The 13,111-nt window shown below is 44.2% G+C and carries 9 protein-coding genes; 3 read left to right on the top strand and 6 right to left on the bottom strand.

Going from position 1 to position 13,111, the window contains the following annotated elements; all coding sequences use genetic code 11:
- Window positions 1-139 precede the first annotated feature (139 nt).
- Complete coding sequence (locus tag ACFI6J_RS12505) at window positions 140-970, bottom strand: SDR family oxidoreductase (protein WP_039228324.1); 831 nt, start codon at window positions 968-970, stop codon at window positions 140-142.
- 127 nt (window positions 971-1,097) lie between these two features.
- Complete coding sequence (locus tag ACFI6J_RS12500) at window positions 1,098-1,997, bottom strand: bile acid:sodium symporter family protein (protein ID WP_156078603.1); 900 nt, start codon at window positions 1,995-1,997, stop codon at window positions 1,098-1,100.
- A 119-nt stretch (window positions 1,998-2,116) separates the two neighbouring features.
- On the opposite strand from ACFI6J_RS12500, the gene ACFI6J_RS12495 reads away from it, so the two are divergent.
- From ACFI6J_RS12495 to olsF, 3 genes are all read left to right on the top strand, one after another.
- Window positions 2,117-3,022 carry a LysR family transcriptional regulator gene (locus tag ACFI6J_RS12495; protein ID WP_156078604.1) on the top strand — a complete coding sequence of 302 codons (906 nt, stop codon included), beginning with the start codon at window positions 2,117-2,119 and terminating at the stop codon, window positions 3,020-3,022.
- Window positions 3,023-3,125: 103 nt separating this feature from the next.
- Window positions 3,126-3,923, top strand: a complete 798-nt coding sequence (locus ACFI6J_RS12490; RefSeq protein WP_156078605.1) for a UDP-2,3-diacylglucosamine diphosphatase — start codon at window positions 3,126-3,128, stop codon at window positions 3,921-3,923.
- Window positions 3,924-4,158: 235 nt separating this feature from the next.
- Window positions 4,159-5,877, top strand: coding sequence for a bifunctional ornithine lipid synthase OlsF (olsF, locus tag ACFI6J_RS12485; RefSeq protein WP_049586632.1), 1,719 nt, complete (start codon window positions 4,159-4,161; stop codon window positions 5,875-5,877).
- A 76-nt stretch (window positions 5,878-5,953) separates the two neighbouring features.
- Here olsF and dapE read toward each other — a convergent pair whose 3' ends face one another.
- From dapE to lon, 4 genes are all read right to left on the bottom strand, one after another.
- Complete coding sequence (gene dapE, locus ACFI6J_RS12480; protein WP_348670908.1) at window positions 5,954-7,129, bottom strand: succinyl-diaminopimelate desuccinylase; 1,176 nt, start codon at window positions 7,127-7,129, stop codon at window positions 5,954-5,956.
- 533 nt (window positions 7,130-7,662) lie between these two features.
- Entirely contained in the window at window positions 7,663-9,555 is a 1,893-nt protein-coding gene (locus ACFI6J_RS12475) for a SurA N-terminal domain-containing protein (RefSeq protein WP_049586561.1), read from the bottom strand.
- 313 nt (window positions 9,556-9,868) lie between these two features.
- Window positions 9,869-10,141 carry a nucleoid-associated protein HU-beta gene (gene hupB, locus ACFI6J_RS12470; RefSeq protein WP_012518978.1) on the bottom strand — a complete coding sequence of 91 codons (273 nt, stop codon included), beginning with the start codon at window positions 10,139-10,141 and terminating at the stop codon, window positions 9,869-9,871.
- Between the two features lie 322 nt (window positions 10,142-10,463).
- Complete coding sequence (lon, locus tag ACFI6J_RS12465; protein WP_039228334.1) at window positions 10,464-12,815, bottom strand: endopeptidase La; 2,352 nt, start codon at window positions 12,813-12,815, stop codon at window positions 10,464-10,466.
- Window positions 12,816-13,111 lie beyond the last annotated feature (296 nt).

The raw sequence follows: 13,111 nt of genomic DNA, 5'->3' as shown, positions 1-13,111 counted from the left end.
TGCTAACTCACAATCTTTGGCTAGAAGATACTTCTGTTTGTGCCTGTACAAGAGCAGCTCGACAATTATCTTCAGATAGCTTGGCGACAAACACAGGTGAGCGCGTTTCCGTTTTACCTAATTTTGCTTTAAATTTGCTTTAACTTTGCTTTTCCATTGCACGCTTCATCATCTTCGTTTGATTGAGCATATTTTTGATATAGCGCTGGGTTGGCAGCAGCTTCTTTAACAAGAAAGCGCGTTTACCCAGTTTATGGGTAAGAATAAGAAACTGCTTTTTATCGACTTGCTGAAATATGGACTCAGCCACGTCTTCTTTCGTCATGTCTGCTTTGGCAAAGAACTTATTGAGCATTTTGTGCGACGCTGGATTGCTGCTTCGCATCGACTCATCTAAATTCGTTTTGAAGAAGCTTGGACAAACTACACTAACGTCAATATTGTCAGGTGCTAATTCCAACTTCATGGTTTCAGAAAACGACACGACTGCAGCTTTAACCGCGTTATAACTTCCCATATAAGGAATAGGCGTTAGCCCCGCTTGCGATGCAATATTAATGAAATAGCCACCGCCTTGCTCTCGCATTAACGGTAAGAGTGCACGACTGACTCTCACCATGCCTAACACATTAATATCAAACACCCACTGCCATTGCTCAATGCTCTCATCTAAAAGGCTGCCACCAGAAGCAACGCCCGCATTGTTAAACACAGTGTCAACACCGCCCCAGCGAGTTTCCAAGGTGTTCGCTAACGTTTGAACATCATTTTCAGAGGTTATATCGCAATGGATGTAAAACGCATTGGCACCTTGGGCGGATAGCGTATTTACTGTTTCATCGCCTCTTTCTTGGTTAATATCGGCAATGCAAATATCTAACCCCTCGTCTTTGCCTGCCCACTTTTCCGCCCACTTAAGGGCAATGGCCTGACCTAAGCCGGTAGCGCCACCGGTAATCAATACGCGCATGATGTGTTTCCTAACTGTTCTTGTTTCATTATTCTTGTATCGGCGTTTATGTTTAGTTGCGCTTTATTGTGTTAAGCGCTAATCAGTACTTCACTATTCTCTCGAATTGACCGCCTTATCAATCCAATCAAACTGATTCCGTCTTTTGCAGTGACACTGATAGCTGTTCGTTACGCATTTTTCGTTTTGCCCACAGGGCCAATAGTGCGGGCCCGATGTACATTGCTACGCCGTATACACCAGGTGCAATCGCGTAATCAGGCGCATCTAAAAAGGTAATACATATCAGCATTGCAAGCGCCGCGTTTTGCACGCCTATTTCAATGGCCAGCGTGAGCGAGTCTTTAAATGCTAGGTTTGAAAGTTTAGCAAGCCCGAGTCCTAACAATACCGATGATAAATTTAACGTTAAGCAAACCAAAAACGCGCTTTCAAAGGACGCGGCTAAATTGTTTCTTTCTGAAACCAGCACGCCCACAATCATAAGCAACATGAAGTACATAGAAAACTGCCGGAAGAAGCTTTCAGTTTTAGTGGCAAACCTGCTGTTAAAGCGACGAATGGTCATGCCTAAAATGACCGGTACAATTGATATACCAACCAGCCCGATCACTGTTTGAATAATAGAAAAGTCTGGCGCGTTTTCTTTTACAAAGTAATCAAGAGCAAATTGAATGATAAAGGGCGTTGAGAAAACGCAAGCGATGGTAGAAATAGCGGTTAAGCTTACTGAAAGGGCCAGATTTGCTTTTGCAATGTGGCTGATTAAATTACTGGTCGTTCCGCCTGGGCATGCCGCTAAAACCATGACACCAACCGCAATATAATCGGGTAGACCAAAAACAAAGCACAGTCCTAGCGCCAACATAGGCAGCAATATAATTTGCCCTATAAAACCCGTTATTACTGCTTTAGGTGCTTTAAGTAGTCGGGCAAAGTCTGCAAGGGTTAGCGTTAGCCCCATACCAAACATAACAAATGCCAACGCTAGAGGTAACAACACCTCGGTAAGTACAGATGCCTGCATGCACACGCCCCTTACAAAAGAAGCCTCTATAAAAGAAACCTTTTATTAACATTTAAGCCAGTGTACTCTGTTTAATAATAAATAAAAATGATGCCTTATTATGGAAACCCATAAATAATATGCATGGAAAATTAGACCTAAATTTGTTTGTTGTGCTGCGCGCGGTCTACGATCAGGGCAGCATTACGAAAGCCGCCAACGCACTGCATATTACTCAGCCTGCGGTGAGTCACGCCTTAGGTCGTCTACGAGAGAAATTTGATGATCCGCTGTTTATTCGTCATGGACGACAAGTCGTGCCTACCCCATTTTGCCAAGGCATTATTGCATCGGTTGTGAAATCAATCGAAACCCTTGAAAGTACGTTAAAAGGTAAAGTGGGCTTTGATATAAGTGATAAACCCCGTCAGGTGAACCTTGGCTTAAGAGATGTTTTAGAATCTATATTTTTTCCCGTGCTTATTCCTGAGCTTGTAAAACATACTCCCAATATCACGGTGAATAGTAGACAGGTTACCTGGCCCGAGCTTGCTCCCGCGTTAGCCGCTAAAGAGCTTGATATCGTAATTGACGCGTTAGTTCCCACCAGCCGTGACATTCGTTCACAGTTTATCTGCGAAGAAACGTTTGTCGTGGTATGCGCGCCTAGCAATAGCTACGTAGATAACCCGTGTATCAAGAGCTACTCAGTTGCACAGCATGCGCTTGTATCTTTAAAAGACTCTAAATTAGATACGGTAGATCTAGCCCTTGCTCAGCACAATTTACATCGCAACATCGCATTGCAGTGTGAACACTACTTTGCCGCCGTTAACGTAGTTAGCCAATGCGATCTTTTGCTGACCATGCCAACGCGATTCGCCCAACAATTCAGTAATAAATTCGATATCGAAATTCTGCCCCTTCCATTTGACGTCCCCCCACTCCCCGTACACATGTACTGGCACAAACACGCCGATGAAGACTTAGTGAATGTATGGATGCGAGATAGGCTTTTAGACGTGGCGAGTAAGTTGGGGTTATAGCGCGTATTTGTGTTGCTGTAACACAATGGTCAAGCAAGCGTCACGGTAGTGTCAATTTGCAAACCTATAGTGACGATCCAAGGCATCGCTTTGGGAAACCGCTATGAAAAAGACACACTATCGAACACTTTGGCTTTCAGATATCCATTTGGGTAATCGCGACTGCAAAGCTGAATACTTACTTTCCTTTCTTAATAGCATCACTGTAGACACCCTCTATTTGGTGGGAGATATCGTTGATATGTGGCAAATGTCCAAACAATTTCGCTGGCCACAGGCGCACAATCAAGTGATGCACAAATTCATGCAAATGAGCCAAGACGGCACGCGTGTGGTGTACTTACCCGGCAACCACGATGAACCAATTCAGTCTTATTCTGGTATGGCCTTCGGTGATATAGAAATAGAGCGAGAGTTGGTTCACACCACAGCACAAGGGAAGCGTTATTTAGTCTTACATGGCGATCAGTTCGATGGCGATGTAACTATGGGCAAATTCCATGCGTGGATTGGCGATAAAGGTTACGACCTTTTGCTTTTTCTAAATAGAGAGTTTAATCGCCTACGCGCGTGGCGCAAGCGAGAATACTGGTCACTTGCGGGCTATATTAAAAAACACATTAAAGGAGCGAATGAAGCCATCGCCCGTTATCGAGAAGCATGCTGCAGGCGCGCCGATGAAATGGGGCTCGACGGTGTTGTGTGTGGCCATATTCATCACCCTGAAAGCAGCTTTGAAAACGGCATTCACTACATTAATGATGGGGACTGGATAGAAAACTGCAGTGCACTGTCAGAAGACGTGAACGGTAACTTATCTCTTATTCATTACCTTGATTCATTAGAGTCAGCCACCGTAACACCAATTACAACCAAAACCTCTCGCTCAGAAGCAGCATAGCTGACATTACACAAATGGGGCTGTAACGGCCCCTGACTTTTGCTACTCACCAAGCAACAGGTGAATTCCAAACCCATCCATAAAGGTTAGGGCCTGCTGACCTGTGCCCCACATCATAGGTTAACAGGTCATAGTTACAACTTTTTAACACTGTCAAATAACTGCCATGAAACTGTGTGAAAAGCGTCACATTGCCCTGCTATTGTTCGCCAAAACCAGAAGAGAAACAGGTTCTATGTTTACTGTAAACGACGTACTGAACAAGCATTACCCTCAAGTAGCAAATAACCCCATTCTATTTAAGTCGCTGTCATTCGTCTTAAGGCACCTTCTTCACGAACGTGAAATTACCGAATTTGGTGAAGCATATCCGCATTACGAAGATATCGATTTCGTAGAGCAAGTGCTGGAATATTTTAATATCAGCTACTCCACCCGCGATGTAGAAAAAGAGCGCATTCCAAGTGAAGGTAGAGTGGTGATTATTGCTAACCATCCGATTGGCTCACTCGACGCACTTGCGCTTATAAAGCTGGTTAGTGAAGTACGTCACGACTTGAAAGTGGTCGCCAATGAAATGCTTATGGCCATTGAACCGCTTCACGATATGCTGTTACCTGTAAACAATATGCAGGGAGGCACACCAAAACAGCATTTATCGGCAATTCAAAAACACCTTAACAGCGACGGCGCCATACTGATTTTTCCTGCCGGTGAAGTTTCTCGATTACGCCCACAAGGTGTTCGCGACACCAGATGGCACACAGGTTTTTTACGCATTGCAAAGCAAGCAAAAGCACCGATATTGCCGGTTTATATAGACGCGAAAAATAGCCCGCTTTTTTACGGCGTGTCCATGGTGTACAAGCCATTAGCCACCGCGCTGCTCGTCAAAGAGATGTTCAAACAGCGTAAGAAGCATTTACCTATGCGCATTGGCGAACTTATTCCATTTGAAGCGTACCAGCAAACCAACATACCGTTAAAAGAGCAGGTAAAGCTGTTTAAGCGCCACTTGTATCGCATTGGCAGTAACAAGAAAGGCGTATTTGAAACCCAGGCTTCCATTGCCATGCCAGAAGACAGAAAAGAACTGGCCCGCGCTATGCGAGACTGCGAACATTTAGGTGAAACTGGCGACGGAAAATCTATTTACCTATACCAACACAAAAGCTGTTCACCGATTATGCGAGAGATTGGCCGCCTGCGAGAAGTGGCGTTTCGAGCCGTGGGCGAAGGTACCAACAAGCGTAGAGACATCGATCAATACGACTCCCACTATTATCACCTTGTACTTTGGGATGACAACGATTTAGAAATTGTGGGTGCCTACCGCTTTGGCGATGCTGAGCTTTTGACAGCGCCAGACCACCCTACCGGGCTCTACTCTGCGACTTTATTTAATTACGGTAAGGACAACGATAAACTCTTCAAAGAAGGCTTAGAGCTAGGGCGAAGCTTTGTCCAGCCTCGCTATTGGGGAAAGCGTAGTTTAGATTATTTGTGGTTTGGTATCGGGGCATTTTTAAGCCGCTACCCAAAGTATCGCTATCTGTTTGGTGCGGTGTCACTCAGTAATGCCTACCCTGAACCCGCTAAAGATTTATTGGTACAATTCTATTCCACGTACTTCCCTGCCAAGTTTGGCGAAGCGACCTGCAAGCGACCTTATCAAATGGCGAACGACGCGTTACATCAATTTACAGGTAACGATTACAAGGCAGAATTTACGCAGCTAAAGCATTTACTGGCTAACATGGGCGTAAACGTACCAACGCTGTATAAGCAGTATTCTGAAGTGGCTAAAGACGGCGGGGTGGCATTTTTAGGCTTTAATGTCGACCCAGATTTTAACGACTGTATCGACGGACTGGTGGTGGTTGACATGCAAACACTTACTGAGAAAAAGCGCAAACGCTATCTAACCGATATTCAGCTTAAAGCCACAGCCTAAGCGAAGAGGGAGCTTCTGACAAACGCTCCCTTTCTCATTCTACGGCCTTCCGCTTTACTGAAAATTTCAGAAGTCGTTATCGCTCGCCAACATACTTAAGAATGTCGGTATAAATATCTTCAAGAGTGAGCAAATCAGACACGTGAATGTGTTCGTTTATTTGATGAATGGTGGTGTTTGGCACACCCACTTCAACCACTTGTGTGTGCTCACTAGCAAAAAAACGCCCGTCAGAAGTACCACCAGATGTACTGATAACAGGGTAACGCCCTGTAGCGCCCTTTATCGCTTTTTCTACGCAGGCAATTAAGCAATGCTCCGCATTACTGTTAGGCTTGCTCAAGTAAGCTTCACAGGGTCTTGAAAAGCTAACTTCGGCTTCTGTATCAATGCTATTGATAATACTGCGCAGCAATACCGCTAAACTGTTTTGATTAAACTGCCACGAATATCTGACATTAAACTCTATACGAACAGCACTAGGCACTATGTTATCAGTGAAGCTTCCCGTGTCCATATGTGTTATTTGAAGCGTAGTACCAGGGAAATCATCACTCCCCTTGTCAAATGGATACTGTGTTAGCGCATTAATCACGTTACTCGCTTTGTGAATAGCATTTACCGCTGTCTTTGGATAAGCCACGTGACCTTGCTTTCCTGCAATATGGATAGTGCCGGAAAGTGAGCCTCTGCGTCCAATCTTAATCGTATCGCCGGTTGATGCAGATGCAGAAGGCTCACCGACTAGGCACATATCAAGCTGGACATTTTTAGATGCCAAATACTCAGCTATCCATTTAGAGCCCCACTCCGCCTCCCCTTCTTCATCACTGGTGATTAGCCACCAGAAAGAGACCTTTTCCTTATCTAACGAGGCAATGGTTCGCTCTGTGGCCGCTAGCATGGCTGCGATGCCTGTTTTCATATCGGCAGCACCACGTCCATATAATTTATTTTTGCTAATTACGGGACTAAAAGGTGGTGACTTCCACCTATCAAGAGGACCTGGGGGCACTACATCAGTATGGCCGCTAAATGCAAAGTGATTCGGGCCCTGCCCCCACCTGGCGACGAGGTTGCTCACGCCATTAATTGTGTATTTTTCACAAAAGAAACCGAGCTTTTCGAGCTTGTATATCAGGTAACTTTGGCAACCAGCGTCCTGTGGGGTAATCGACGCTCTTGCCATAAGCACTTCGGAAAAATAAATACTGCGAGCTGGCGCTATGGAAGGTAAAGGCTGAATTGACATGCATAAGAAACCTTTATGAAACGTGAGTCTATTACACAAATGTAAAGTGACACGGCAATAACAGATTTACGACAATGCCATGACAGCGGACAAAGTAACCTGAAGCTAAAAATAATAAAGGGTGATAACAAGGAAGGCGACAATGGGTGAGTTGGCGACTAGGACTGGCTCGTTAAGATTTGTCTAAATCAACGCGCGTTGTTATAACTAGAACATAACTTAAAGAAAGGCATTACTGTGTTAAAAATCATTGTTTTAATACCCCTTATTTTGTCACTACTCTGGTTTGGCTATTTACAAGCCAACAAATACACTCTGGAGCAAGGCAAGCAAGGGTTTCTGTACATATTCGTGTTATCTGGTGTTATTGCGGCATTTTATACACTGATGCTGTTCTTAACGAACTAACGCACTTCAAATAAATAGCCAATCACTGTGTTGTAAAAAAAAGCCAGCATCTATGAAAGAGGCTGGCTTTTTAGTATTTACCGGTGTCACTGTTAGTCGCAGCGACAGCTTTTACGCAGCAGTGCTTATAGCGTCTGTGAGATAGTCACTTCTGCATTTGCGCGAAGCGCATCAATATATTGTTGATAAACGCGCTGGCCTTGTACCTGAGCAAGGCGCTGCTTCAGGCTTTCACCCAACTCATTCTCAAGCTCTGGTGCTGCGTTAACGTTTTCAAGCATAACAACAGCAACGTCACCGTTTACCGTTGTTGCAACATCAACTTTATCTTCGCCTTCAAGGGCAAGAGAGAAAAGCGTGTCAACGAGTGCACGTGCAAGTGTACCGCCCGCTCTCGGAACAGCAGCTGCTGTCTCCCAAGACACAGACTTTTCAGCTAGCTCGCTTTCAACGCTTTCTCCAGCACGCACTTTTTGTGCGATATCAAACGCCCAAGCTTCTGCAGCTTCTTTTGACTTTTCAGCCTTAACAGAGGCTTCGATGCCTTCGCGTACTTCTTCAAGAGATTGAGTACGCTGAGGCTGATGCTCAATAACACGCGCAACAACAACGGTTTCGTCGTCTAGTTCTATAATATCGCTATTAAGCCCTTCATCAATAAGTTCAGAAGAGAAAGCAACGTCTAGTAAACCAGGGAAGCTTAGATCAGCAGGTGCGGTGTTACGACTAAATACCACTGACTCTTGCACAGGCAAATCAACCGCGTTCGCTGCATCTTCTAGCGTATCAGGTACTTCAAACGCAATTTCAGCTAACGTATTTTGAAGCTCAAAGTACTTTTCCATAGCCGCGTCATAAAGAAGCGTATCGCGAATCTCACCCGCTACTTCATCGAAAGATTTAACTTGTGCTTCTTTTAAGTCTGTTAACTTGATGATGTGAAAACCAAACTCGGTTTCAACTACGTCGGATACATCGCCAACATTTTGTAAAGCAAAAGCTGCTTCATCAAACGCTGGGTCCATCATTTCTGGTGTAATGAAGTCTAAGTCACCACCGTTTTCGGCAGAGAATGTGTCATCAGAGTTTGCTTCTGCAAGAGCCGCAAAATCTGCACCGTTGTCGAGTTCTGCTTTTAATGATTCTGCTTTTGCTTTCGCTGCATCGGCATCATCGCCCGCTTCGATAAGAATATGAGAAACACGGCGCTCTTCTTCTTTGCCGTAGCTTCCCAGGTTATTTTCGTAGTACGTGCGAACCGCTTCTTCATCAACCGAAACGCGATCTTTCAAGTCATCGACACTTAACTTAACGTAAGCAAGTTTAACCTGCTCGTCAGTATCGAAAGAGGCGATGTTGTTATTATAAAAAGCTTCAACATCCGCATCTGTCACTTCGATTGAGCCGGCAAACTCATCAGAGCTCACTAGCACGTATTTCGCATCACGAGTTTGGCGCTGTAGCGCATTCGCTTGCTGTACTTCACCGTCCAACGCAAATGAAGAATTCGTTAGCGCTGCAGCCAACTGGTTTTGTGTCATTTGAACGCGCAGATAATCGCGGAAATCGGCTACTTGAAAACCGTTTTGACGAAGAATGGCTTGGAAACGTTCGTTATCGAACTGACCTCCAAACTGGAATTCAGGCATTTGTGTTATGGTTTCGCGAATTTGTTTATCACTTACGCGCAATCCCATGTCCGTCGCTTGTTGCTGAATTAATTTTTCAGCAATAAGTCTGTCCAGTACATTTCTTCTGAAATCTGCGAGGTATTGCTCACTAGAGAAAAGCTGTGCGATGCTTTCGCCGTATTGTGACTCCATTTGTGCACGCTGATTCTGATATGCACGCTCTAGTTCTTGTGCCGAAATTTCTTCGCCATTAACAGTAGCTACTGCAGTAGTACCTGATGATGTTAGGTAGCTACCTACACCTGCGAATACGAAACTTAAAACGATAAGCGCGATAATCGCCATCGCCCATGGGCCTTGAGAACCTTCTCTGATTCTTTCTAGCATGATTGTTCTTCAACTCCGTTGCTTACTACAGTTACCTCAAACCATCACAAATCCGTGAGTGCGAGATAAAATAAGCGCTGATTATAACCCAATGCTGCCGAATATAAACGACCAAAACACACTATTTGTACTGTCTTTCGTTAAGTTCGAACGTTGCGAGGACATGTATAAAACTCATCAAGCCTCGTAGGGTTATTTCTACTCTTAAAATATTGGGGTCAGAGTCATTACTCTGACCCCAATATTGAATTCTTTGTTTTAGAAATAAAAAAGGCGATGGACTAGCCATCGCCTTTTTCTATAATTTTTGTGCTTAGTTACAAGCGTCTTTCAGTGCTTTACCAGCTTTGAAAGATGGAACTTTCGCTGCTGAAATCTGAATAGTCTCACCAGTTTGTGGGTTGCGGCCACTGCGAGCTGAACGTTCGCGAACTGAGAAAGTACCAAAGCCTACTAGTGCAACTTGGTCGCCGTCTTTAAGCGCCGCAGTTACTGAGTCAGTGAATGCGTCAAGAGCGCGGCCAGCAGCTGCTTTAGAAATGTCTGCACCAGCAGCGATTTGGTCGATAAGTTGAGACTTGTTCACAATTATGATCCCCTTCGATTGTTATTATACTGTTTGTCCAAAACGATTTTGCTTGAACGTTATAGCAAGCTTGATTGTTAACATCAAGCTTCAGTCACAAATAATTAACTTTATTAATGAATCGCTGCAATCCCTTTTGTGGCAAGGCTTCAAGCGAATACCACTTAAAGGTAACACAACTTTTGCGACTTGAAAGCCCTAATTTTAAAAAAATCAGGTTTTCTTTCGCTCAATGCGCATTTTTTGTTCAATTATTGCAATTTTATAGCAAAAAAACGGCTACACGCCTTTAAAAACAAAGGATTGTAGCCCGTCGATTAAGTTATTTTTTAACCACCTTGACGCTTTCTACAGGTTCCTGCAGTGCAATATCAAGAACTTCATCAATCCACTTAACCGGATGGATTGATAAATCTTTCTTCACGTTGTCTGGAATTTCTTCCAAATCACGCTCGTTATCTTTTGGAATAACGACAGTTTTAATACCGCCTCGATGCGCAGCTAATAGTTTTTCTTTAAGTCCACCAATAGCAAGCACCTCACCACGTAGGGTGATTTCACCGGTCATGGCTACATCGCACTTCACAGGGTTACCCGTAAGTGACGAGACAAGTGCAGTGCACATAGCAATACCTGCGCTAGGGCCATCTTTCGGCGTAGCACCTTCAGGTACGTGCACGTGAATATCACGTTTCTCGTAGAAGTCATCGTTTATGCGAAGCTTTTCTGCACGACTTCTTACCACCGTCATAGCAGCCTTAATAGACTCTTGCATGACATCACCTAACGAACCCGTTGATGTCATTTTGCCTTTGCCCGGAACCGACGTTGTTTCAATGGTCAGTAAGTCACCACCTACCTGCGTCCAAGCAAGTCCTGTAACTTGGCCAATTTGATTGTCTTTGTCCGCTTTACCGTAGTCAAAGCGTTGAACGCCAAGATAGTCCTTAAGGTTATCCTGTGTTACTACTACTTTGTCTTTGCTTTTCTTAAGCAAAATATCTTTCACCGCTTTACGGCATACTTTCGACACTTCGCGCTCTAAGCTACGAACCCCGGCTTCACGGGTATAGTATCGAATCATACCGATAACGGCAGAATCGGTAATTTCCAACTCCTTCGCTTTAAGCCCATTGCGTTCCATTTGCTTACCAATTAAATGGTTCTTTGCAATGTTGAGTTTTTCATCTTCTGTGTAGCCAGATAGACGAATCACTTCCATACGGTCAAGTAATGGACCTGGAATATTCATACTGTTAGAGGTGGCTACGAACATAACGTCTGACAGGTCGTAGTCGACTTCCAGATAATGATCACTGAAGCTATTGTTTTGCTCTGGATCTAGTACTTCAAGCAGCGCTGACGCAGGGTCGCCTCGCATATCTGATGACATCTTATCGATTTCATCAAGTAAGAAGAGCGGGTTTTTAACCCCTACTTTCGCCATTTTTTGAACTAGCTTACCTGGCAATGAACCAATGTAAGTACGACGGTGACCACGGATTTCAGCTTCGTCACGTACGCCACCTAGTGCCATACGCACATATTTGCGACCTGTCGCTTTAGCTATCGACTGGCCTAATGAAGTTTTACCTACACCTGGAGGACCAACAAGACACAGAATTGGGCCTTTTAGCTTCTTAACACGCTGCTGAACGGCTAAATACTCAAGAATGCGCTCTTTCACTTTCTCAAGGCCGTAGTGGTCTTCGTTAAGCACACCTTCTGCGCGGGAAAGATCTTTCTTAACCGGCGAGCGCTTGTTCCACGGCACGTTAGTCAACCATTCAATGTAGCTTCGAAGCACGGTAGCTTCTGCAGACATTGGTGACATCATCTTAAGCTTTTGAAGTTCAGCTTTCGCTTTATCTTCCGCTTCTTTAGGCATTTTAGCGTCGGCTATCTTTTTAGATAACGCTTCAAATTCGTCAGGTGCGTCATCCAGTTCACCCAACTCTTTCTGAATAGCCTTCATCTGCTCATTCAAGTAGTACTCGCGCTGGCTCTTTTCCATTTGCTTTTTAACGCGGGTACGAATTTTCTTTTCGACCTGCAGCAAATCAATTTCGCCTTCCATCAGCGCCATCAGATATTCAAGACGCTCATTGACGCCCTGCATCTCTAACACTTTTTGCTTTTCAGTAAGCTTAAGAGGCATATGTGCAGCCATGGTGTCGGCTAAACGAGGCGCATCTTCAATGCCATTTAGTGATGTCAGTACTTCTGGTGGAATTTTTTTGTTTAGCTTTACATAGCCTTCAAACTGAGAAACCGCAGAGCGAATAAGCACTTCTTGTTCGCTCTCATCAATCTCTTCATCAGTTAGTTTGTCTACATTAGCAACAAAGAACGGCTCTGATTGCTTATAGCTTTCAATTTCACCGCGTACACTACCTTCTACCAGCACTTTAACCGTACCGTCGGGTAGCTTTAGAAGTTGTAGGATAGTAGCAATAGTACCGACGGTATAGATGTCGTCCGCTTCAGGTTCATCTACGCCAGCGTCTTTTTGTGCTACTAGAAAAATTTGTTTGTCATTATCCATTGCCGCTTCTAGACAACGAATTGATTTCTCACGCCCAACAAATAGGGGTATGACCATATGCGGGTAAACAACCACGTCCCGCAAGGCAAGCACAGGAATTTCAATGCGATTTTCACGCTCAACTGTCATACTTGTTCTCAATTAGTTTGAAATGTCATTTTTATATGGGGATGCAAGAGCAAAGTTCAATCGAAACTTATTAAAGTGCGTTAATTCCTTAACCTTACCTTCCCTGCTCTAGGGCCTGTTGACCTTAGTATAACCATTATCGATTTTGCCTCGAATGGCAATACTAAACTCAAAAATCTAGTAGAAAGGATAGCGAGATTTGTTTTAACCGCTCAAATATCACCCACTTTCAAGGTATACTCTTTGGTTAAACGTAGATCAGATTAGACAGCGAGATCTGAAACCTTGGCTGTTAA

Source organism: Alteromonas sp. G4i13 (assembly GCF_054960505.1).
This window is presented reverse-complemented; position numbering and strand designations above follow the sequence as displayed.

Excerpts from the sequence above, each read along its gene's own strand:
- ACFI6J_RS12495 (WP_156078604.1), top strand. The coding sequence starts at position 2,117 with ATGCATGGAAAATTAGACCTAAATTTGTTTGTTGTGCTGCGCGCGGTC.
- lon (WP_039228334.1), bottom strand. The coding sequence starts at position 12,815 with ATGACAGTTGAGCGTGAAAATCGCATTGAAATTCCTGTGCTTGCCTTG.
- olsF (WP_049586632.1), top strand. The coding sequence starts at position 4,159 with ATGTTTACTGTAAACGACGTACTGAACAAGCATTACCCTCAAGTAGCA.
- ACFI6J_RS12475 (WP_049586561.1), bottom strand. The coding sequence starts at position 9,555 with ATGCTAGAAAGAATCAGAGAAGGTTCTCAAGGCCCATGGGCGATGGCG.
- dapE (WP_348670908.1), bottom strand. The coding sequence starts at position 7,129 with ATGTCAATTCAGCCTTTACCTTCCATAGCGCCAGCTCGCAGTATTTAT.
- ACFI6J_RS12490 (WP_156078605.1), top strand. The coding sequence starts at position 3,126 with ATGAAAAAGACACACTATCGAACACTTTGGCTTTCAGATATCCATTTG.
- ACFI6J_RS12505 (WP_039228324.1), bottom strand. The coding sequence starts at position 970 with ATGCGCGTATTGATTACCGGTGGCGCTACCGGCTTAGGTCAGGCCATT.
- ACFI6J_RS12500 (WP_156078603.1), bottom strand. The coding sequence starts at position 1,997 with ATGCAGGCATCTGTACTTACCGAGGTGTTGTTACCTCTAGCGTTGGCA.